The organism is Flavobacterium sp. XN-5 (assembly GCF_008033395.2).
Taxonomy (GTDB): Bacteria; Bacteroidota; Bacteroidia; order Flavobacteriales; family Flavobacteriaceae; genus Flavobacterium; species Flavobacterium hiemivividum.
Window position 1 is genome coordinate 98,418 of the sequence record NZ_VOGZ02000006.1, and the last position, 23,330, is coordinate 121,747.

The 23,330-nt window shown below is 34.8% G+C and carries 16 protein-coding genes; 7 read left to right on the forward strand and 9 right to left on the reverse strand.

Translation table 11 applies throughout. The features are described 5' to 3' along the window. Positions 1-238: 238 nt before the first annotated feature. Positions 239-1,702 carry an aminoacyl-histidine dipeptidase gene (locus FQU23_RS11495; protein WP_147673950.1) on the reverse strand — a complete coding sequence of 488 codons (1,464 nt, stop codon included), beginning with the start codon at positions 1,700-1,702 and terminating at the stop codon, positions 239-241. Between the two features lie 602 nt (positions 1,703-2,304). On the opposite strand from FQU23_RS11495, the gene FQU23_RS11500 reads away from it, so the two are divergent. Both FQU23_RS11500 and FQU23_RS11505 read left to right on the forward strand, forming a co-directional pair. Continuing rightward, positions 2,305-3,402, forward strand: a complete 1,098-nt coding sequence (locus FQU23_RS11500; RefSeq protein ID WP_147673951.1) for an acyltransferase family protein — start codon at positions 2,305-2,307, stop codon at positions 3,400-3,402. A gap of 415 nt (positions 3,403-3,817) precedes the next feature. Next, the gene (locus FQU23_RS11505) at positions 3,818-4,804 is read left to right on the forward strand and encodes a DUF3810 domain-containing protein (RefSeq protein ID WP_317165202.1); all 987 of its coding nucleotides are present in this window, start codon (positions 3,818-3,820) and stop codon (positions 4,802-4,804) included. A 117-nt stretch (positions 4,805-4,921) separates the two neighbouring features. Here the strand turns inward: FQU23_RS11505 and FQU23_RS11510 are convergent, their stop codons facing one another. Both FQU23_RS11510 and FQU23_RS11515 read right to left on the reverse strand, forming a co-directional pair. Beyond that, positions 4,922-6,142, reverse strand: coding sequence for a 3-oxoacyl-[acyl-carrier-protein] synthase III C-terminal domain-containing protein (locus tag FQU23_RS11510; RefSeq protein WP_147673953.1), 1,221 nt, complete (start codon positions 6,140-6,142; stop codon positions 4,922-4,924). Positions 6,143-6,480: 338 nt separating this feature from the next. Beyond that, positions 6,481-7,785 (reverse strand): NAD(P)/FAD-dependent oxidoreductase, encoded by a 1,305-nt coding sequence (locus FQU23_RS11515; RefSeq protein WP_147673954.1) that lies wholly within the window; start codon positions 7,783-7,785, stop codon positions 6,481-6,483. 315 nt (positions 7,786-8,100) lie between these two features. On the opposite strand from FQU23_RS11515, the gene FQU23_RS11520 reads away from it, so the two are divergent. Together FQU23_RS11520 and FQU23_RS11525 are read left to right on the forward strand one after the other, a co-directional pair. Then, positions 8,101-8,595: an RNA polymerase sigma factor gene (locus FQU23_RS11520; RefSeq protein ID WP_132110628.1), complete on the forward strand. Its 495-nt coding sequence runs from the start codon at positions 8,101-8,103 to the stop codon at positions 8,593-8,595. 5 nt (positions 8,596-8,600) lie between these two features. Continuing rightward, on the forward strand, positions 8,601-9,233 hold the full coding sequence (locus tag FQU23_RS11525; RefSeq protein WP_147673955.1) for a hypothetical protein: 633 nt from the start codon (positions 8,601-8,603) through the stop codon (positions 9,231-9,233). An 88-nt stretch (positions 9,234-9,321) separates the two neighbouring features. Here the strand turns inward: FQU23_RS11525 and FQU23_RS11530 are convergent, their stop codons facing one another. After that, positions 9,322-10,131, reverse strand: a complete 810-nt coding sequence (locus tag FQU23_RS11530) for a lysophospholipid acyltransferase family protein (protein WP_147673956.1) — start codon at positions 10,129-10,131, stop codon at positions 9,322-9,324. Between the two features lie 132 nt (positions 10,132-10,263). After that, on the reverse strand, positions 10,264-10,914 hold the full coding sequence (locus FQU23_RS11535; RefSeq protein ID WP_147673957.1) for an NUDIX hydrolase: 651 nt from the start codon (positions 10,912-10,914) through the stop codon (positions 10,264-10,266). A gap of 84 nt (positions 10,915-10,998) precedes the next feature. Here FQU23_RS11535 and FQU23_RS11540 point away from each other — a divergent pair, with 84 nt between their 5' ends. Further along, positions 10,999-11,433: a DUF4268 domain-containing protein gene (locus FQU23_RS11540; protein WP_147673958.1), complete on the forward strand. Its 435-nt coding sequence runs from the start codon at positions 10,999-11,001 to the stop codon at positions 11,431-11,433. 139 nt (positions 11,434-11,572) lie between these two features. On the opposite strand, the gene FQU23_RS11545 is transcribed toward FQU23_RS11540, so the two are convergent. The 4 genes from FQU23_RS11545 to FQU23_RS11560 form a co-directional block, all read right to left on the reverse strand. Continuing rightward, positions 11,573-13,114 carry an acyl-CoA carboxylase subunit beta gene (locus FQU23_RS11545; protein WP_147673959.1) on the reverse strand — a complete coding sequence of 514 codons (1,542 nt, stop codon included), beginning with the start codon at positions 13,112-13,114 and terminating at the stop codon, positions 11,573-11,575. A 3-nt stretch (positions 13,115-13,117) separates the two neighbouring features. Beyond that, entirely contained in the window at positions 13,118-14,560 is a 1,443-nt protein-coding gene (gene accC, locus FQU23_RS11550) for an acetyl-CoA carboxylase biotin carboxylase subunit (protein WP_147673960.1), read from the reverse strand. 4 nt (positions 14,561-14,564) lie between these two features. Beyond that, complete coding sequence (locus FQU23_RS11555; protein ID WP_147673961.1) at positions 14,565-15,050, reverse strand: acetyl-CoA carboxylase biotin carboxyl carrier protein subunit; 486 nt, start codon at positions 15,048-15,050, stop codon at positions 14,565-14,567. Positions 15,051-15,231: 181 nt separating this feature from the next. Then, positions 15,232-17,421: a B12-binding domain-containing radical SAM protein gene (locus tag FQU23_RS11560; protein ID WP_147673962.1), complete on the reverse strand. Its 2,190-nt coding sequence runs from the start codon at positions 17,419-17,421 to the stop codon at positions 15,232-15,234. Positions 17,422-17,587: 166 nt separating this feature from the next. Here FQU23_RS11560 and FQU23_RS11565 point away from each other — a divergent pair, with 166 nt between their 5' ends. Continuing rightward, positions 17,588-21,649, forward strand: coding sequence for a T9SS type B sorting domain-containing protein (locus tag FQU23_RS11565; RefSeq protein ID WP_147673963.1), 4,062 nt, complete (start codon positions 17,588-17,590; stop codon positions 21,647-21,649). Between the two features lie 87 nt (positions 21,650-21,736). Further along, positions 21,737-23,326 carry a bacillithiol biosynthesis cysteine-adding enzyme BshC gene (gene bshC, locus FQU23_RS11570; protein WP_147673964.1) on the forward strand — a complete coding sequence of 530 codons (1,590 nt, stop codon included), beginning with the start codon at positions 21,737-21,739 and terminating at the stop codon, positions 23,324-23,326. Positions 23,327-23,330 lie beyond the last annotated feature (4 nt).

Below are 23,330 nucleotides of genomic sequence, written 5' to 3' on the forward strand. Positions count from 1 at the left end.
ACATCAAAATATTGCATACATTTACTTACATTAGAAACGCACATTAAAATACTGAAAATCATGGCAAAAAGTCAAGACGCGAAGAAAACCGCAAAAAAAGAGCCACTTAAAACGGCTAAAGAAAAGAAAGAAGAAAAGAGAGAAAAGAAAAACAGTCCAAAAAGAGACTAAAAATTAGTGTTCAGTCGCAGTCGCAAGTCTCAGTGCTACACCGAAAACTGCGACTGAACACTACATACTATTTAAATGGAATATTAGCCAAAATTTCTAATAAAAATTTCCAGAATTTTTGAGAAGAGGAGATGCTCGCTCTTTCATCAGGAGAATGCGCTCCATGAATAGTAGGTCCAAAGGAAATCATATCCATCTCTGGATAATTAGTTCCAAGGATTCCACACTCTAATCCAGCATGGCAAGCTACTACACTCGGTTTTTCACCAGTTTGTTTCTCATAAATAGGCACTAAAACATCTAGAATTTCTGATTCTGCATTTGGGGTCCATCCTGGATAAGATCCTGAAAGTTCCACTTCACATCCCATTAATTCAAAAGCAGATGTTAAAGCAGCTGCTAAATCAAATTTAGCCGTTTCCACAGACGAACGGGTTAAACATTGCACAGAAAGCTTTCCTTCACCTACAACTACTTTAGCTATATTATTTGACGTTTCTACTAAATCAGCAAAATCAGCACTCATTCTATACACTCCGTTGTGAGCAGTATACATTGCTCTCACAAAATAATACTGAGCAATAGATGGCATTACTTTTTCGGGAGCTTTATCTAATTTCTCGAAAACAACTTCTAAATTAGGTTCTGTCGTTTTTAATTCTGTTTTTATATCATTAACCACTTGTTGCATATCAAACACAAAGGCTTCATCAAATACCGAAGCAATAATTACTTTGGCAACACTTTCACGTGGAATAGCATTACGAAGACTTCCTCCTTTAATTTCTGATATTTGCAATCCAAAATTATCAAAACCATCAAATAAAAGGCGATTCATGATTTTATTAGCGTTGCCTAACCCCTTGTGAATATCCATTCCTGAATGCCCCCCTTTTAACCCTTTTACGGTAATTGAATAGCCTACAGAACCTTCAGGAGTTTCCTCTTCATCATACTCAGCTGTAGCAGTAACGTCAATTCCACCAGCACAACCAATGTCAATTTCATCATCCTCTTCTGTATCTAAATTCAAAAGAATTTGTCCTTGCAGGATTCCTCCTTTAAGGTTCAAAGCTCCAGTCATTCCAGTCTCTTCATCTATGGTAAACAAAGCTTCAATCGCAGGATGCGGAATATCAGTACTTTCTAAAATCGCCATAATTGCTGCAACACCTAATCCGTTATCGGCTCCCAAAGTAGTTCCTCTAGCTCGAACCCAGTCTTCGTCTACATACATGTCGATTCCTTGGGTATCGAAATCAAAAACAGTATCTGAATTTTTTTGGTGCACCATATCCAAGTGCCCTTGCATCACGATTGCTTTACGATTTTCCATTCCTGGCGTAGCTGGCTTCCGGATAATCACATTTCGAATATCATCTTCAAAAGTTTCTAATCCAAGGCTTTCACCAAAGTTTTTCATGAACTCAATTACTCTTTCTTCTTTTTTTGAAGGGCGAGGAACGGCATTCAAATCGGCAAACTTATTCCAAAGTACTTTTGGTTCTAAATTTCTTATCTCTTGACTCATTTATAGTTGTTTGAAGTTTAACATTTTTAAAGCTCAAAGTTACAAAGTTTAAATTCGTTTTCAGCCTTACAAAAGAATTTATCCCTGAAAACTAGCACAATATTTTGGACGCGGCCGAACATCTAATACTCTAATCTCTGGAACAAGATTTCGAAAATCATCTAAAGTAAGTAACTAGAAGTTTGTTTTGTCTTTGAAGAAAATAATACTATTAGTGACGCTGAAAGAATTAATTATTTTCCAGGGGACAAATGTGCTCGAATTTAGTGGAGAAAATCACATCCAAAATCACTATGAAAAGCTATAGAAAAAAAATAATTCAGAATTAATAACTAGGACTAATTTTTACTTTCAATTACGATCAAGACTACTATAACTAAAAATACCAAATGATTTTTATAATGTAATTACTACTTACGGACCATAAATTGTTTTGTATCTTATTTTATTATTTGCGATTCTCGGACTGCAATAAACTTTCAATTTAATCGTAATCAAACAGTTAACAATGTAGTAAAAGCCATACAGAATCTGAAATTATTGAAATTGAATTTGAAACAAAAACTCTATTTTTGTAAACACCCAAACAAAAATAAAAACTCATGCAGGAAAAAAATCTGGAATCAAAGTTTCTAAAAAGTAAGCCTCATTTTGAAATACTAGATGGCTTACGAGGCTTAGCAGCCATAGTAGTAGTCATTTTTCACTTTATGGAAATAGTTATAACTGATTTTAGCAAAAATTTTATTTCTCACGGTTTTTTAGCAGTAGATTTTTTTTTCTGTTTATCTGGTTTCGTTATTACCTATGCTTACGATACCCGTATAGCTAGTATGGGGCTAAAAACTTTTATTAAGCTAAGATTAATTCGTTTGCAGCCTTTAGTTATTTTAGGCTCGATTTTAGGTTTGCTTACTTTTCTATTTGATCCTTATAGTAATTTATATGCCATTTATGGTTTTAAAGAAACTGCATTGATTTTTATAACATCGCTTTTATTAATCCCATACCCTGTAGTATCAGAACGCTATTTTAATTTATTTAATTTAAACGCACCAAGTTGGTCGTTGTTTTGGGAATACGTTGCTAATTTAGCATATGCAACCGTATTGTTTAAAGCATCTAGAAAAATACTTACCCCACTCGTATTAATAGCTGCAGCAGGTATTTTTTATGTTGGTTGGAGTTCTGGTAATTTAGTTGGTGGTTGGAGTGGATCCACTTTTTTTGATGGCTTAGCTCGTATTTCTTTTTCTTTTCTAATGGGAATGCTACTTTTTCGCTCTAATTGGATAATTAAAAATAAATTAAGTTTGCTAGGTATGAGTGCTTTGTTATTGATGGCCTTTTTAACACCTTATAACGAAAATTGGAACTGGCTGATAGAACCTATAATAGTAGTTTTCTATTTCCCACTAATTGTTTCTCTAGGTGCGGGCGCAAGCTTGGCAAGTAAACTTTACAAAATCAACAAAATTTCTGGTGATATTTCTTATCCGCTTTACATGACACACTACCCGTTTATGTGGATTTTTGCGAATTATGTAATAGTAGAAAAACCAAGTACTTCTGATTTGATGTGGATAATTCCTATTTCAGTAATTTTACTTATAAGTTTTTCCTACTTGATATTTAAATTTTTAGATTTCCCGCTTCGAAGTTATTTAACCGATAAGTTAAAAGGGCGCTCAAGGAGATAATATATAATTTAAGATAAGGCGAGAGCCCATTTGCAATAGGCTATCACAACAATTATCAGATTTAGATCATGAGATTTCTCTTTCGTCGAAATGAATCTTTGGAGTTTGTCTGTGTGATTTAATATTTCCCTGAGTTTCCCCTATTCAATTCTCTGCGAAACAAAAACTTATTTGACTTATATGATAAAAAGACATAGAACCTCTCCGTGTATTACTTCTTTGCATAAAAAACGTACATGGCTTATATGTTTAAACCTAGCATCACTCTACAAAACAAAAAGTTACTATATTTACTATTCACACAAAAACAGCAACGCAAATAATTTTCCCCTTCGTGAAACAAAAATTCATTCTTCCTTTTTTTCTTATCGTCCAAGTAATCCTTCTACAGATTATTTCGTTTTTCCCCGAAAGTGTGGAGCGATATTACAGTAACGAATTCTATTTAACTCTTTCTCAGTTCTCTAGAACATTATTGGGCAGCATTCCTTTTTCATTAGGCGATTGCCTCTATTTTATCTTAATTTTCCTTGTTTTAAAATGGTTCTGGACCAAAAGAAAATCTTGGAAACAAAATTGGAAAGACAATAGCATGCAGCTGTTCAGTTTTCTTTCCGTTTTTTATTTTTTATTCCATATTTTATGGGCGCTCAATTATTACCGCCAACCGCTTTTCAAAAAAATGGAAATTGAAAGAGAGTATACAGATAGTGATTTAGCTGTTTTTACAAAAAAATTGATAAAAAAAACAAACGAAATTCAAGTCCAAATCACAAAATCAGATAGCTTAAAAGTTGTCTTCCCATATTCGCAAGAACAAGTTTTTACCATGACTTTAAATGGGTATAAGAATTTATCGAAGCAGCATCAAAATTTCCCATTTATAAATTTAAGCACTAAAAAATCACTATTCAGTCTACCGTTGACCTACATGGGTTTTGGTGGTTATTTGAACCCTTTTACGAATGAAGCTCAAGTAAATTATCTAGGGCCAATGTATAGTTTCCCCATGACCACCAATCATGAAATGGCACACCAAATGGGATATGCAAGCGAAAGCGAATGTAATTTTATTGGGTTTCTCGCATCGGTGAAAAATGATAATCTGTATATAAAATATTCCGGTTATAGTTATGCTTTGTGGTATTGTTTGGGGATTTTAGAATATAGTAGTCAGGAATCGTTTGACCAATTGATAAAAACCGTTCATCCTGGAATAATAAAAAACTATAAAGAAAGTACTGATTTTAGAAAAGAATACAGATCTCCTATTGAAACCGGTTTTCATCTATTTTACGATCAATTTCTAAAACTGAATCAACAAAAAGACGGTATCGAGAGCTACAGCAAGTTCGTGAATTTGATGGTGAATTATTACGGTCAAAAAAATAATGAGTTATAAAAAATGAGCAAGATTAAATAAATATCTAACTTGATTTTTTACAACTCATTACTGTGTAATCATACTACAATAAATGTAGTAATCTGGTTTTATATTGGCCTATAATCTTTAAACTTCTTATATTTTTTCAAGTAGTAATCCAGTAGCCGTAAGACCGGGTCCAAAGGCAATTGCTATAATTTTTGTTCCTGCAGGTATATTCGGATCGTTAATTATTTCATTAAAAATATGAGGAACAGTCGCTGAAGACATGTTTCCATGACGATACAATATATCATAGGACCAACTGGCTTGCTCTTTCGTGATTCCAATTGCATCTACCACATAATCAATAATTTTTGGACCACCGGGATGAATGGCAAAATGCATCGTAGATTTTTCTTCTTCAAAATCAATACCTACTTTGTCGCATAGCGTCGTTATAAAAGACTTGATATTTTTACGAATAAAAACAGGAACTCTTTTTGAAAGGGTCATTAAAAAATTATATTCTCCTAATTCCCATGACATATCTTCCAATGAATCTGGAATAATGACTTCATGGGCAGCTAAAATGCGCATTCCTTTTTTCTCTAATATAGTCTCATCATTCATGAAAGAGCCTTCTTCATACAAAGAATACCCAATAAAACCGTCAGCAAAAAGGGAGCAAATCATCGTATTTGCTACAGAAAATTCGGTTAAATTCAAATGAGCTGACAGCAACTCGGTATGAACCACATCAGCTCTTCCATTAGTTGTACTACCACTTATCAAGCTACTAGCTGTACGAATGGCAGGAAAAGCCCCATAACACCCCATCTGGTAGGAATGTGTGACTTGAGTGGTATCCCACGCCCTGCTTATTGCCGCATGCTGAGCAACGCTGGGCGACGAGTAACCGGAACAAGTTACATGAACTAAGTTTTCAGGAGCTTTATCTACATTTGAATAAAATTCATCAAAAACATATCCCATCTTATTCTTGAACCATTCCATTCGAACTCCAATTTTGGGTCCAAAGGTATCACCTGTTTTTGTTTCCAAATTTGAGGGGAAATCATAATCTAAAGGTGCCGTATAGTCCATTTCATTTTCAAGAAAATCTTCCACCTCCTCAAAAATTAGAATTTGCCTTTTATTAATGTTTTCAGGCGGAATAGAATATTTATCTACTTGCTTTGAAATCACATCAAAACTATTAGGTTCAATTTGCATTTCATTATTTCCAGTCTCACTAGGTACCGCCAGATTTTGAAAGTGATGATAAAGAAACTTGGTGTATTGATTAAGCTTTTGTTGTTCTACTAATTTACCCACAAGAATGGGTTTGAAATTCGAGATAATTATACTTTTCATTTATTGTATGACTTGGTTTAAAAGTCAAACTTAAATTAAAATTATATTAAAAAAAAACGACCGTAAATACACATTAAACTAAAAACCAAATAACTCACTGATAACAAGTGTTTTAAAATCAACGACACAAAGTTAAAGTATTGTTAATCAGAACATTGTAAGAATGAAACTACGACTCCTTAAGTACTGATTATCAACTATGTAAGAATGTAATTACATCAATAATACAAGCCTATTTCATGAGAATCTTGTTGCAATTTTTAATAACTATTAAAGTATATAAGTATACCTACAGCAGTAAATCATACCTTAAAAATTAGCCCTGACCAATAAAAAAATTAAACCTCATCACTAGTAAATGCAGTAAAGCTTTTCTTTTTATACGGTCTGATTATTAGTCTTCCTTCTCTATCAAATCGAATGTAATTATAAACCCAATTTAAAAACACTACGGCTTTATTCTTGAATCCGATTAGTGAAAATAAATGCACAAACATCCATACAAACCAGGCAAAAACACCACTAAAATGATATCTAGGTAAATCCACTACGGCTTTATTACGGCCAATAGTCGCCATCCATCCTTTGTCATTGTATTCGAAAGGCTTCATAGTTTTATTTTGGATTAATTTCATAATATTTTCACCCAGCAGTCTACCTTGCTGTAAAGCTGGTTGTGCCATCATAGGATGTCCCTCTTGATACTCTTCTGATTCCATTGAAGCAATATCTCCTACTGCAAAGATGTCCTCATATCCCTTTACTTGACTGAATCGATTGACGCGGATGCGTTCTACCCTTTCTACCAAAGAATCAGCATCTAAACCCGCTACAACAGCTCCTTGCACACCAGCAGTCCAGATAACGGTAGCTGTTTCAAAGGTCAGATCAGAATTTGTGGTGATGGTACGACCGTCATAATTTGTTACACGAACATTTTTCCAAATCGTAACGCCTAAATCCACTAAGAATTTTTCGGCAGCCAGCGATGATTTTTCACTCATGGTGTTGAGAATTCGGTCGCCACTTTGAATGAGATTAATCTCCATTTTAGTAATATCTAGGTCGGGATAGTCCTTTTGAAGAATTGCTTTTTTCATCTCGGCAAGAGCTCCAGCGAGTTCCACTCCTGTAGGTCCGCCACCTACAAGTACAAAATTAATTAAACTATTTTTTTCGACATTGTCAGTCGTTAATACTGCTTGCTCAAAGTTTTCCAGAATAAGACTTCGAATATTAAGCGATTGCGGAATGGTTTTCATCGCCATACTGTTGCGTTTAATTTCTTTATTCCCAAAATAATTGGTTTTAGAACCAGTTGCGATAACAAGATAATCATAGTGTAACTCCCCTATTTCGGCTATGATTTTTTTGTTCTTAGTATCAATTTCCTGAACAGAAGTGAGTCGGAAATAAAAATTATCATACTCCTGAATTACCTTACGAATAGGGTAAGCAATTGAGCCTGCCTCCAGACCTCCCGTAGCCACTTGATACAGCAACGGTTGAAAAGTGTGATAATTATGCTTGTCCAAAAGTACGACTTGCACTTTTTGATTCTTTAACTCTTTGGCCATTGCAATTCCTGCAAAACCACCTCCAATAATTACGATTCTGGGCAAAGCTGAATTAGGGATATTCATAAATGTGTGTACTATAGTATAAAAACAAAGTTAAGGAACATTTCACAAATTGATTGTTACAACAATTATTATGGCATCGAATTGTAAAAATGAGCCCAAATTCTACAAGTATATTTCAACCTTCGAATGATGCAGCGCATTTTTAACAAAATAGCATTTTGAAAAATAAACGCTATAAAATAGCCCTGATGATCCCGAAACGTCGGGAGATTGTAATGGACAGCAGGACGAGGTGAAAATGCACAAAGAAATAATTGTGCTCCTAAAAAATGCATTACTTTGTAACAAAATTGACTTGAAGAACACTAATCAATTATGAGTGAAAATCTAGAACATTCTTTTGTTACACAATTGAAGGAAAATCAAAATATAATCCACAAAATTTGTCGGTTATATACTGATTGCGAAGATTCACATAAAGACTTATTTCAAGAAGTAACCATTCAATTGTGGAAGGCATTCCCAAAGTTTAGAGGCGATAGCAAATTCTCCACTTGGGCATATCGCGTAGCGCTCAACACGGCGATTACATTATACCGCAAAAACAAACGTTCGATATCCACCGTAGAATACGAAGGCCGGCAGCACTTTATTAAAGATGTCGATTACAATTATGAAGAGGAAGAGCAAATTAAACTAATGTACAAGGCGGTTTACCAATTAAACGATATCGAAAAAGCATTGGTTTTTATGTACCTTGAAGATAAGGATTACCGAGAGATTGCAGAAACCCTAGGAATTAGCGAAGTAAATGCGAGAGTGAAGATGAATAGAATTAAAGGGAAATTAAAAAAAATATTAAATCCTTAAAGAATATGAAAGAGCTGGATTTATTAAAAAAAGACTGGCAGAAGAACACGGATTCTTTTGAGCAGGTATCAGAAATAGAAATTTACAAAATGATTCATAAAAACTCTTCTTCTATTGTGAAGTGGATTTTGATCATTAGTATTTTGGAGGTTTTGTTATGGACTGGATTTAGCATGGTTTTTAGTGCTGATGATTACCTTAAAAAAATAAATAACGAGGGGTTGTCCTTCACTTTAAAGGCTTTTACCTATTTAAATTATGCAGTCATTGTTATATTTATTTATTTGTTTTACAAAAACTACATCCGAATTTCAGCCATCGCAGCTACAAAACAATTAATGAAAGACATATTGAAAACGCGAAAAATGGTACAATACTATGTTTGGTATAATCTGGGAATGATTGTGTTTGGTTTAATTATGGGCTTCATAATCGCTTTATATTACAATCCAGAAACCATTATTCTAAGAAATAAAGTTGAACATGACCCAAAAATAATGGCGATCACGATTGGTATATTAGCCATAGTTACCATTGTGCTATTTGGATTATTCTGGCTGTTTTATAGACTATTGTACGGTATTTTACTGCGAAGATTGCATAGCAATTATAAAGAACTGAAGAAGATAGACTTGTAGTAATGATATTTATTTTTTTCAAATTAAAAACCCAGCAAATTTAAATAATTGCTGGGTTTGTATTTTTTATAGAAATGACACTTCGAAGTTAATATTCCCATTTTCGAAATTTATTTAATTTTTCATGCTCTTCAATTTCTTCGACAGGAATTACTTTTAGAAAAGAACAATGTTGCTCGATTGCATATTCCACTTTTTCTACGATTTTCTCAATAGAATCATTGTCATAATCAATTTCAAGCGGCTCTTTTATGATGAACGACTGCAGAATCCCCTTCTTTTTCATGCGTAATCCTTTTTTATCGAAGGAACGTCGGAAACCGTCGATCACAATGGGTACTACTATAGGACGGTGCTCCTTAATTATATGCGCCGTTCCTTTTCGAACAGGCTTGAATGACTTAGTCGTTCCTTGAGGAAAAGTAATTACCCAACCATCTTTGAGTGCAATTTTAATATTTTCAGTATCATTGGGATTTACATCTTTTTTATCAACGACATCCTTACCCTTTTCACGCCAGGTTCGCTCTACAGTGATGGCACCAGCATAAGCCATAATTCTTGGTAATAAACCGGCTTGCATCGTTTCTTTAGCTGCTACATAATAGATATTCAACTTGGGATTCCATAAATACAATACGTTTTTTATATTATTTTCCCTCCCTTTTAAACTGGCGTTAAATACATGAAACATCGCTACAACATCGGCAAAGTAGGTTTGATGGTTCGAAATAAAAAGCACGTTTGTGTCCGGTAAATTTCTAATGACATCGGAGCCCTCAATCTGTAATTCATTGAAACCTCTATATCGTCTATGGGTAATCCCCCCGAAAATTCGGATCAACCATCTTTTTACAAAAAGGATGTGACCAAAAGGATTTCTCTTCAATAACCCCATAAAATATTGTGTTTATTTTCTAAATTTGGTATACAAACTTACGAAAATTATTTTTGTACTATCTCTTTTTTGCTAGCTGACGGACTGAAATTAAATCTCTGATTATCCTCGTCCTAATAGCCGACTCACTCTTTATTTATCAGCACCCAAAACCGACTTTAAAACATCTTTTAACTCACTAAGCATCATTGCAGTAGCACCCCAAACAATATGTCCTTCAATTTCAAAAGCCGGTACATTTATATTTTTTGCATAGGAAGTAGAAAGTTTTGTTTCAATAATTATTTTGTCGCTCAAGAAAACGGATAATGGTAATTCAATGATGCTAGAAACTTCTGATGGTTGTGGAATAAAACAAACCTCATCTTTACATATTCCACAAAAAGGATGAACCATAAAGTTACTTGGAGGAATATAAGTGGGTGTAAAAAATTTAATCACTTCCATCTTATCAGGATGAATTCCTACCTCTTCATGTGTTTCCCGCAAAGCTGTCACCGCAAAATTCTCATCTTCAGTTTCATACTTTCCGCCAGGAAATGCTATTTGTCCTGAATGCACGCCTTCATAGGAATTTCGAACAATTAAAACCAAATGAGTTATCCCGTTTTTAGGATAAAACAACATCATAACCGCCGCCATTCTTGGGTCTTTATTTTCGCTAAATGCATTTTTCAAGCTTTCCATTCTTTCAAAAGGTGCCATTTTAAGATGCGCCTCCATCGCTGGAAGTTTCGCTTGAGCGAAAAGAGGAACATATTCTAAAAAATGTTGAAAATCCATAATCAAAGTCTATTTTTGCACCTTATAGTAAAAGTACTCCAGAAAATAATAGTGCACAAATTTTCTAATAATCAAACAATCAAAATGTATAGCAAAGAAGAAACTCAAAAATTAAAGAGAGAGTTCTGGGTCACATTCGCAGAAAAATATCCCAGAAAATGGGTTTTATATGACACCAAAATTAAAGACTTCTCTTTTAAGTTTTATGTAGATAATAAAAAAGCCCAGGTTCTAATTGATATTGAGCATCGAAATAATGAAACCCGAATTGCTTATTTTGAGAAACTAGAAGCCTTAAAAAATATACTAGCGGAAGAGTTCATTGCTGATCTAGTGTTCGAAAGAGAGTACGTTCTTGAAAACGGAAAAACAATCAGTCGCATTTGGGTTGAGAAACTAGGTGTAAGTGTCAGCAACAGAAACTACTGGAATGAGATATTTTCGTTTTACAACGAAAAGATGAATGCTTTAGAGCTTTTCTATTCTGAATATGATGATTTTATAAAGGACATTTCTTAGTCGCAAAAGGCTAATTTTATTAGCTTTTTTTCCTTTTTAAAACACCACTTTATATTATATTTCTACACGTAGAAAAGCGATTGTTAAATAGAATTTCCTCTATTTAACAATCGCTTTTTTTGATTCATATTAAAAAAAATTACAACGGAATATTCCCGTGTTTTCTATCCGGCCTAACAATTAATTTGTTTTCAAGCATACTGTATGCTTTAATCAATTTTCTGCGCGTATCTTCTGGTAATATAACCTCATCCACAAAACCTCTCTGCGCTGCAGTATAGGGATTTGCAAACAAATTTGCATATTCTGCTTCCTTTTCTAAAAGTTTAGCTGCAGGATCAGCCGCTTCATTGATTTCTTTTTTGAAGATAATTTCTGACGCTCCTTTTGCTCCCATAACCGCAATTTCGGCACTTGGCCATGCGTAATTCAGGTCGGCACCAATGTGTTTCGAGTTCATCACATCATAAGCTCCACCATAAGCTTTACGAGTAATAACAGTAATTCTTGGTACGGTTGCTTCGCTTAAAGCGTAAAGCAATTTCGCACCATGTACAATAATTCCATGCCACTCTTGATCTGTTCCTGGCAAGAAACCGGGCACATCTACTAAGACTAACAAAGGAATATTGAAACAATCGCAAAAACGAGTAAATCTTGCCGCTTTAATCGAACTATTTACATCCAAAACTCCTGCTAAATACATAGGTTGATTGGCGACAATACCTATACTTCGTCCGCCTAATCTAGCAAAACCTACGATAATATTTTCGGCATAATTTTTATGAACTTCAAAAAAGGAATCTTCATCGATAATCCCAGCAATCACATTATGCATGTCATAGGGCTTATTGGGATTATCAGGAATAATCGTTGCCAATTGTTCGCGCACCTCACCGTTTAGCTCATAAGGCAACTTTGCAGTCGCCTCTTTATTACTTTGCGGTAAATAGCTCAACAATTTTTTTAGATCTTCCAGACATTCTACATCATTTGCAGAAGTAATATGTGCTACACCAGACTTAGTAGAATGTGTACTTGCTCCTCCCAATTCCTCTGAAGTTACGGTTTCATTAGTAACCGTTTTAACTACGTTAGGCCCAGTCACAAACATATAACTAGTGTCCTCTACCATCATGGTGAAATCTGTCATTGCAGGAGAATATACCGCTCCACCGGCGCAGGGCCCCATGATAGCAGATATTTGCGGAATAACGCCACTTGCTTGTACATTTCTAAAGAAAATATCGGCATAGCCACCCAAAGAGCGAACTCCTTCTTGAATACGAGCACCACCTGAATCGTTTAGTCCAATCATAGGTGCCCCCATTTTGACTGCCATATCCATCACTTTACAGATTTTTTCGGCATGTGTTTCAGACAGAGCGCCGCCAAAAACGGTGAAATCTTGAGCAAAAACATAAACTAATCTTCCGTTCACGGTTCCGTATCCCGTGATCACTCCATCACCATAATATTTTTCTTTCTCCATCCCAAAATCAGTAGTACGATGTGTCACCAATATACCAATTTCTTCAAAAGAACCTTCATCCATCAAATAATTAACACGCTCTCTGGCTGTTAGTTTCTTCTTTTGGTGTTGCTTTGCAATTCTGTTTTTACCTCCACCTAAATGGGCTTGAGCAATTTTGTCGTTTAATTCTTTTATTTTAGACTCCATAATTTATTGATTTGGTAATCGTACTATTTTTTGATCTTCAAAATATTGCTTCAAAGCGATCATAGCGGCAATTTCCGCTTCTTGTGCCAATTGGTTTTTCAACAAGTCTGCACTGTAGTATTTTTTCACGAAGTGCGTGTCAAAATTACCAGAACGGAAAGCTTCATGTTCACAAACAAATTTCCCGAAAGGCAAAGTAGTTTGCACCCCTTCGACTAAGTATCCATCGATTGCTTTGATCATAAGTTGGATTGCCTCTTCTCGGGTTTCGCCATATGTAATCAGCTTGGCAAGCATCGGGTCGTAATAGATTGGAATATCCATTCCTTGCTCAAAACCGTTATCAACGCGAATTCCCTCGCCAACAGGCAATTGGTAAACATCTAAATGTCCAACACTTGGAAGAAAATCATTCATAGGATCTTCGGCATAGACACGCAATTCTAATGCGTGACCTTTAATCACTAAGTCTTCCTGCTTAATCGTTAAAGCCTCTCCACGAGCTACTTTTATTTGCATTTCAACTAAATCAGTACCTGTAATCAACTCGGTTACTGGATGCTCCACTTGCAAGCGCGTATTCATTTCAAGGAAGTAAAAATTATTGTTTTCATCCAATAAAAACTCTACAGTTCCAGCTCCCAGATAATCACAAGATTTAGCAACCATAACGGCAGCTTCACCCATTTCTTTACGCAATTCAGGTGTTAAAACTGAAGAAGGAGCTTCCTCGACTACTTTTTGATGGCGACGCTGAATACTACATTCTCTTTCGAATAAATATAAAATATTCCCATGACTATCAGCCATGATCTGTATTTCGATATGACGAGGAGACGCAACATATTTTTCTATAAAAACAGAACCATCACCAAAAGCATTTATAGCCTCACTGATTGCTCTTTTCATTTGGGATTCAAATTCTTCTTCATTCTCAACCACACGCATTCCTTTTCCACCACCACCGGCAGAAGCTTTAATCAAAATAGGAAATCCTATTTCACGGGCAACTACTTTTGCTTTTTCAATATCAGTAATAGCTTCGTCAAGACCTGGAACCATTGGAATATTGTAAGCCTTAACTGCTTCCTTGGCTGCCAACTTACTTCCCATTATATGTATGGCTTTCGATTTTGGCCCAATAAAAATGATGTTGTTTTTCTCTGCTTTTTCAGCAAAATCAGCATTTTCACTTAAGAAACCGTAGCCCGGATGAATAGCATCTACACCTAAAGATTTGGCCACTTCAATAATTTTATCCCCTAATAAATAAGACTGGTTTGAAGGTGATTCCCCAATCCAAATGGCTTCATCAGCAAATTTGACATGTGGTGCATTTCTATCGACTGTTGAATAAACAGCCACTGTTTTTATACCCATTTTCTGGGCGGTCTTCATTACTCTAATCGCAATTTCTCCCCTATTAGCAACTAATATCTTTTTCATATCCTTATTCGAATTCAATTAATAACTGCCCTTTATCCACAGCGTCTCCCAATGTTACTGAGATCGATTTGATAATTCCGTCGCGTGGAGAAAGAAAACTGTTTTCCATTTTCATAGCTTCTAGAATTAACAGGCTGTCGTTCTCTTTTACTGTTTGTCCCACTACCACACTAATTTCCAAGATCAATCCCGGCATAGGTGCTTTGATAGCATTGATTTGTTTAGTCAATCCTACCTCAAAACCTAACTCAATGATAAGCTGATCTAATTCATTGGCAATAGCAACAGTATAACTATTGTTATTTACTTTGACAGTGTATGTTTTTTGGGTAAAATCAGCGGAGAGAATCTCTGCTTTGTAGGGTTTATTTTGGTGCAGTACATGGAATGTTTTAGCATCCATATTTACAGCGTCGAGCTGTGAAACTTGTTCTTTATCAAAGTCAAATTGAAAAGAATCATTTACTTTTACTTTATAGCTATCACTCATTAATGCAATTTTTATGGTCGTAAAAATAAGTAAAAGAAAACGTTTTCGTAAGATTAAAAGATAGATTTATGCTAAAAAGCTATAGTTATTCAATTATATTTTGAAAATATAAATTTGACTCATTCCTTTCAATTTTCGAATTATATAAAAAACTCTTTTTTCAAAAACGTTACAATGGCCTTTAAAGAACCAATAACCCAAATTCTCTTAAAGTGTTGATTGGTTTTGAGTACCAAAATAGCTCAAAGTCCTCTAAATGAGTTTCAAAATCAGCTTTTACTTCCTGAAAGGAATAAGTCTTAGCGTTTGAAACACTACTTTTTAACAACATTGCCACAAGCCATTCTCCTTCTTTCTTATTTGTTTGAATGGTAAAACTTTCCTTTTTATCGTGAAAAGTCAGTGTCATCATTTCCCAAGAATTTCCTTTCTTAGATTTGGTAAAATGATCAACCGAAGGCTTCCCGCCCAACCAAACAATTTTGGCAGTCGCTTTTATATTGAAATCTTCTGCTACTTCTAGAGCATTAAAAATATAGTCTTCGGGAATTTTAGTCTTCGGAATTTTAAATTCAAACCAGTCCTGCAATTCGTAGTCGAAACAGATTCCGTGCATGAAATTGAACAATGATTTTTTAAGTCCAAAACTAAACTTGTCATGGTCAATTCCTGTCGAATCAATATAGTTAATATCGTTATTAGCAAAAGTTCCGATGACTTCAGTTTCTTTGACAACGCCAAATTTCTCTGGAAACATTCCAACAGGACTGTGCGCCGTCATGGCAAATTGATGCCAAAAACCAGACTGCAATACTCCCGCTTCAAACAATTGACGCACCATTTCCAGACTGTCCACCGTTTCCTGAACTGTTTGTGTTGGATATCCATACATTAAATAAGAATGTACCATAATCCCGGCTTCGGTAAAATTACGGGTGACTCTGGCTACTTGCTCCACCGTCACTCCCTTATCTATTAATTTCAACAAACGATCAGAGGCTACTTCGAGTCCGCCGGAAACAGCAATACAGCCAGAAGCTTTTAATAATAAACATAAATCTCCGGAGAAGCTTTTCTCGAAACGAATGTTTGTCCACCAAGTCACTGATAATTTTCTTCGAAGTATCTCGAGAGCTAGTGCTCGCATCAATGCTGGAGGTGCGGCTTCGTCCACATAGTGAAAACCATTTTCGCCCGTTTGCTCCATCATTTGCTCCATGCGATCACAAAGTAAACTCGCTGCAACCGGCTCGTAAATTTTGATGTAATCCAATGAAATATCGCAAAAGGTGCATTTCCCCCAATAGCATCCGTGTGCCATAGTAAGTTTATTCCAGCGTCCATCGCTCCACATGCGGTGCATAGGATTAACGATTTCGATAACCGAAATATATTTATCCAAAGGCAAATCAGAATAATCTGGCGTACCTACTTGCGCTTGCTTATAATCTGATTTTAGCGAATTATTTTTGTAAACGACTTTCCCTTCTTCTAAAAGGAAGGTTCTTTTGAAAGAGTTGTGAGCTGGGTTTTCAATATTATTGATTAATTCCTCAACAGGTACTTCGCCATCGTCTAAAGTAATAAAATCGAAAAACTCAAAAACACGTTCGTCCGAAAGGGAACGCAATTCGGTGTTAGGAAAACCGCCACCCATGGTAATTTTAATTTCAGGATGATGATTTTTAATCCATTGCGCTGATCTAAAAGCACTGTATAAATTCCCTGGAAAAGGGACAGAAATTAAGAAAATCGTAGGTTGGATCGTTTCAATTTTTTCTTTCAGAATCGAAAGAAGTATTTCATCAATATAGGTAGTTTCTTGTTGTAGCGCCTCATACAATTCGTCAAAAGAATTAGCACTTCGTCCTAAACGTTCTGCATATCGGCTAAAGCCAAAATTAGCATCGACGCATTCCACAATAAAATCAGAGATATCTTCCAGATATAAGGTAGACAAATGCTTGGCTTTGTCCTGTGTTCCCATACTTCCAAAGGCCCAATCAAGCTCTTCGAGTTGTGCAAACCGAGACGCTTCGGGCAGATAATCTTCTTGGCAGATTTGAAGTGACAATGTTGGATTTTTCCCTTGCAGAAAAGAAATAACTGCGTCAATTGTTTTAATATATTCCTCCTGCAATGCAAAAATTCTTTTAGAATTGTCGGAAATAGCATCGTTAATAGCAGCTATTTTAAATAAATCTGACAGTCCTTCTTTCGAAAACAATTTCAAAATCACTTCAATCCCCAAATCCGCCTGAACGGATTCAATGTTTTTAGTGTTCAGAAACCCTTTGATATAAGCGGTTGCTGGATACGGCGTATTCAATTGTGTAAAAGGAGGCGTAATGAGGAATAGTTTGGTTTTCAAAAGGGAATTATTTTCTGCAAAAATAAGGGTTATTTATATAGTTTACACATAAATAAATGCTTAGATTTTTAATTCGTACCCAGTTCTAAATGCAAATAGCAATGCTTTTTTGCTATTGTGAAATTTGTACAAATTTAATTACATTTACAATTGTTAAATTATTCGAATGAAATATACTTTACTCTTTCTTTTTATTTTAATTATTGTTCCTTCATTTGCGCAATACAAAAATAAATCAGCAAGTTTTTCTGAAAACAAAGGGCAGATTGTTGACCAAAAGGGAAAGACAAACCCAGATGTAAAGTTCCTATTGAATTCGAATGGCTTAAATGTACAATTAAGAAAAAATGGTTTCTCATATGATATTTATGAAGTAAAAAAAACGACTGCACTACCTTTACAAATATCAAAAAAAATAATATATCAGGGTCCTGATAAAGAAAAAAAAGAACCCGAATATAATTTTGAATACGTATTTCATCGAGTTGACATCGATTTTGTAAATTCAAATTCAAATGTTGAATTCATTAAAGAACAAGAATCAAAGGATTTTGATAATTATTATAACATTCCAAACCAACCCAATGGAATACTAGGAGTTCATAGCTTCAAACAAATCACTTACAAAAATATTTACCCTAATATTGACGTAGTTTTCACTATTCCAGCCGACACTTTAAAAACTGTCGAATACAATTTTATAGTTCATCCAAAAGGAAAAATATCGGACATTCAATTAAAATTTACAGGGGCAAAAACAGAATTAATTGACAATAAAATCCGAATGCATGTTCGTTTTGGTGAAATGGATGAAACCATACCAGCAAGCTGGACAGAAGATAAAACAGCCAGGAAAGACATTAGTATTGATTACAAAAAAATAAAGAATAATGTTTACGGTTTTAAAACAAACGAAAAGTTCTCCAATAAAACATTAATTATTGATCCCGTTCCCGTTAGACTTTGGGGGACTTATTTTGGTGGGGGAAACACAAATCTCACTAAAAAAATAAAAACAGATAAGCTAGAAAATGTAATTATTACAGGAGAAACCTCTAGCGCAACGAATATTGCAACATCGGGTGCTTTTCAAACTACAAAAACATCTATATCGGATGCGTCATTCCTTTCTAAGTTTACTCCTGATGGCAACAGAATATGGGGGACTTATATTAATTCTGCGAGAATATCCGACCTAGTAGTAAACACCAATAATGAAATTTATATTGGTGGGTCAGTCTTTTATACTTCTGGAAACGGACTATCTACTTTTGGAGCATACAAATCTATTAATTCTGATTTTTCGTCAGATGGTTTAATCCTAAAATTTAACGATAATGGACAACAAATATGGGGAACATTATATGGGGGAATAGCCAATGAATCGATTAATACTTTAAGTCTCGATAATCAAGAAAATTTAATAATCGCTGGAGAAACACATAGCATTGAAGGAATTGCTACCTCAGATGCTTTTCAATCTCTTAATAATGACCCTTTTGATGGTTGTGGTTTCTTTGCCAAATTTTCCCCTTTAGGAGATAGGATTTCTGGAAGTTATTTTCCCGGAAAAGTAAATCATTCGACAATTGATAAGAACAATAATTTAATTCTAGCGGGACAATATTGGATATTAGATTCTGACCAACCTGATATATCAACTCCAGGAGCACATCAAACACAAATTCATCATATGGATGGTTTTATTGTAAAATTTAATTCAATTGGGCAAAGACTTTGGTGTACTTACTATGGAGGTGATGCTTCATTTTCTATATCAGTTAATGATTATTACGATCGTATAACAGGTTTAGGCACAGATTCTTTTAATAATATATATGCAACAGGAGTAACAAATAGCAAGAATAACATTTCGACAGCTGGTGCTTATAAAGAAAACCAAGCAATAGGCGGTGTTGATGCATTTATTGTCAAATTTAATACAAGTGGAATCAGGGAATGGGGAACCTATTATGGTTCTGAAAATTTTCAAGGAATTGATAATTGTGAAAGTAGCTTTACATCCGAAAATGGAGATACGTTTATGACAGGAAATACAAGAAGCCAAACAGACATTGCAACCGTAGGGAGTTTTCAACCAGTGAGTGCTGGTTCTGATGAAGGTTTCATTTCAAAGTTTGACACTTCTGGCAATCTATTATGGGGGACCTACTACGGCGGCTCTGATCAAGATTTTATCAAAAACATTTATTACAAAAATGGAAATATTTACATTATTGGTACCACAACAGGAAGTACTAATCTTGGCACTATAGGAACGGAATATCCAACACTTCAAGGTGGTAATACTTTTATAGCCAAGTTCCAAGATTGTCTTTCCAATCCTATAGCATCTAGCAACTCCCCTATCTGCATCGGCAACGATTTAAAACTTACAGCTTCAGGTGGAACAAATTATTTATGGACTGGTCCAAACGGATTTACTTCTACCGAGCAAAACCCAATAATTCCAAATGCAGCTGCTCTAAATAGTGGTGAATATAGCTGTACAATAACGGGAACTGGTGGATGTGATGACACCAAAAAAATCGATGTGGTCGTAGGAGATTTTGTTGCTCCAATTCCTGATTTAGTAAGCTTACCTACTATTACAGGAGATTGCACAACTATAATATCTACTGTTCCAACAGCAACTGATGCCTGCGCAGGAGCAATTACAGCAACGACGACTAGTCCGCTTTCATACAGCATGCCTGGGACATATACTGTTATTTGGAACTATGATGATGGAAACGGAAATACAAGTTTTCAAAATCAAACTATTATAATTAATCAACAGCCTTTGCCTACAGCAATTTCTCCTCAAACATTTTGCACCCAACAAAATGCCACTTTATCTGCTGTTGTTATTTCGGGACAAAACATAAAATGGTACGATGCTTTAACAAACGGGAATATTTTACCAAATAATACAGCACTTCAAAATGGGACTAACTATTATGCTTCCCAAACAATCAATGGATGTGAAAGCGAAAAAGTTCCTGTTTTAATTAACGTATTAAGTACCTCTGCTCCATCAGGCAATAGTCAGCAAACATTTTGCAGCAGTCAAAACCCAACTTTGTCCACTATTATTCTTTCTGGAACAGCTATTAGATGGTATGACAATAACACAAATGGAAATCTTTTACCAAGTACTAATCCGCTACAAAATGGAATTACATATTATGCATCACAAACAGAAAACAGTTGTGAAAGCACTACTCGCTTAGCAGTAAAAATAGAATTGATCAATACTTTAGCTGCTAATAATTATGAAGAATTACTTTGTGATGATTTAAATGACGGCAAAGAAATCGTGAATTTAAATAACTACAATTCAATGTTAATTTCGAATACCACAGATTATACGTTCTCTTACTACTCCACCCTAGCTGGAGCCGAACGCGAATTACCTGCAAATAAAATTACAAACGCTTCGAGCTACAAATTAAATTTAGGTGTCAATAGTATTTATGTTCGCATCAATTCAAATACTCCTTGTTATGCAATTGCCACATTAAAATTAACTGTCGTGGCTAAACCAATTATTCCCATTCCTGATATTGTTCCTATTTGCGAAAATTATACTATTACTATAACCGCCGGTTCTGCAACAGATTCTTTTTTATGGTCTACTGGAGCTACGACTCCTTCAATTATAGTAACAGACCCTGGTGAATATACTGTAACAGTAACAAATAACTACGGTGAAATATCCTGTTCAAATTCGAAAAGATTTAGTGTAATAAAATCTACTATTGCAACTATAAGTTCAATTGAAACACAGGACTGGACAGATAAAAACAATGTGATTAGCATAAATGTAAGTGGTGCTGGGATTTATGAATATTCTGTTGACGGAATTCGCTATCAAGACAATAATGAATTTCAAAACCTCCTTAGCGGAGCATATAACGTGTACGTGAGAGATAAAAATGGTTGCGGAATAGTAACAGAAAAAGTCAATCTACTGATGTACCCTAAATTCTTTACTCCAAACGGTGATGGACACAATGACACTTGGAGCATACATTTTTCAGATACTGAGATTGGATTAACCGTGCAATTATTTGATCGTTATGGTAAATTAATTAAGCAATTGAATCAAAATCAGACTTGGAATGGAACTTTAAACGGTCATGAACTTCCCTCAACAGATTATTGGTTTGTCGTGACCAAAGCAGATGGAAAAGTATACAAAGGGCATTTTGCCTTGAAACGATAGTTTTTAGATTTCCTAAACATATCATAATCCTTGAAAAGTTAACTTTACTTTTACTATTTTAGCATCACATTTAGAAATTACATAACTATGCCTACCGACTGTATCAGCTATCAAAAATCAGGATATTTCTCTCCTTTGATGAATGATTATTTAGATCAAAACGACAATTTAAGCTCCTTATATAATCGCTTTCCTACATTCGAAAACTTTGAGGGACAAATCCTTGAAAAGCAGGCCAATTTTGATAATTCAAATAGAGTCGCTTTAGTTTCGGTTCTGCAAAAACAATATGCCTGTATTAAAAGTTCGCAGTCAACACTTCAGAATATTGAAGCTTTAAAAGTGCCCAATACTTTTACAATAACTACCGGACATCAATTGAATCTATTTACTGGCCCTCTCTATTTCCTTTATAAAATTATCTCCACGATTAATCTTACCAAGGAATTAAAAGCGAAATATCCGGCCTATAACTTTGTCCCAATTTATTGGATGGCGACTGAAGACCATGATTTTGAAGAAATTAATTATTTTAATTTTAAAGGAAAAAAATTCAGGTGGAACAAGGAAAGCACTGGACCAGTGGGAAGATTGTCTACCGAAGGACTATTAGATGTTTTTGAATTGTACTCCCAGGAATTGGGTTCAAGTACCAATGCTGAAACCTTGAAGAATCAATTTACGGACGCCTATCTCAAACACGATAATCTAGCCGATGCTACACGTCATTTAGCGAATGCACTTTTTGGAGCACAGGGTCTGGTAATTCTTGATGCTGATCATGCTGATTTGAAGCGTAGCTTTATACCTTTTGCAAAAGAAGAACTACTAAACCAAACTTCACATAAGGCAGTTTTAGCGACGACAGAAAAACTGAAAAAATACAACATTCAGGTAAACCCGCGCGAAATCAATTTATTTTATATCGAAGACAAATTGCGGGAACGTATTATTCTCGAAGAAGGTAAATATAAGGTAAACAATACCAAAATTGAATTTTCGCAGCAGGAAATCTTAACGTTACTTGTGAGTAATCCAGAAATGTTCAGCCCAAACGTAATTATGCGTCCACTTTATCAGGAAGTAATTTTACCTAATCTTTGCTACATTGGCGGAGGTGGAGAAATTGCTTATTGGCTAGAATTAAAATCATTTTTTAAGGCAGTAAACATTACCTTCCCAATGTTGTTAGTTCGAAATTCTGTTCTTTTAGCAACTGAAAAGCAAATTAAAAAAACCGACAAATTAGAACTAAACTGGAGTGATTTGTTTTCAAAACAAGCCCAATTAATAGATACAAAAACAAAGCAATTATCAGAATTTCCAATTGATATGTCCTCTTTAAAAAATCAACTTCAAGAACAATTTAGAGAGCTGTACGAGAGGACAAAACTAACTGATAAATCCTTCATTGGCGCTGTAAAAGCCCAGGAAATAAAACAGAATAAAGGTTTAGACAATCTAGAAAAACGATTATTAAAAGCGCAGAAAAGAAAGTTAAGCACTGTTCTGGAACGGATCACCGATTTACAAAACGAACTTTTTCCTAACAAAAGTCTGCAGGAACGTCAAGCTAATTTTTCAGAATTTTATTTGGAATGTGGAGAAAATTTGATTCCGAAATTAATCGAAAGGCTAAAACCATTGGATAACAAATTTGAGATAATTATCACATAATTTA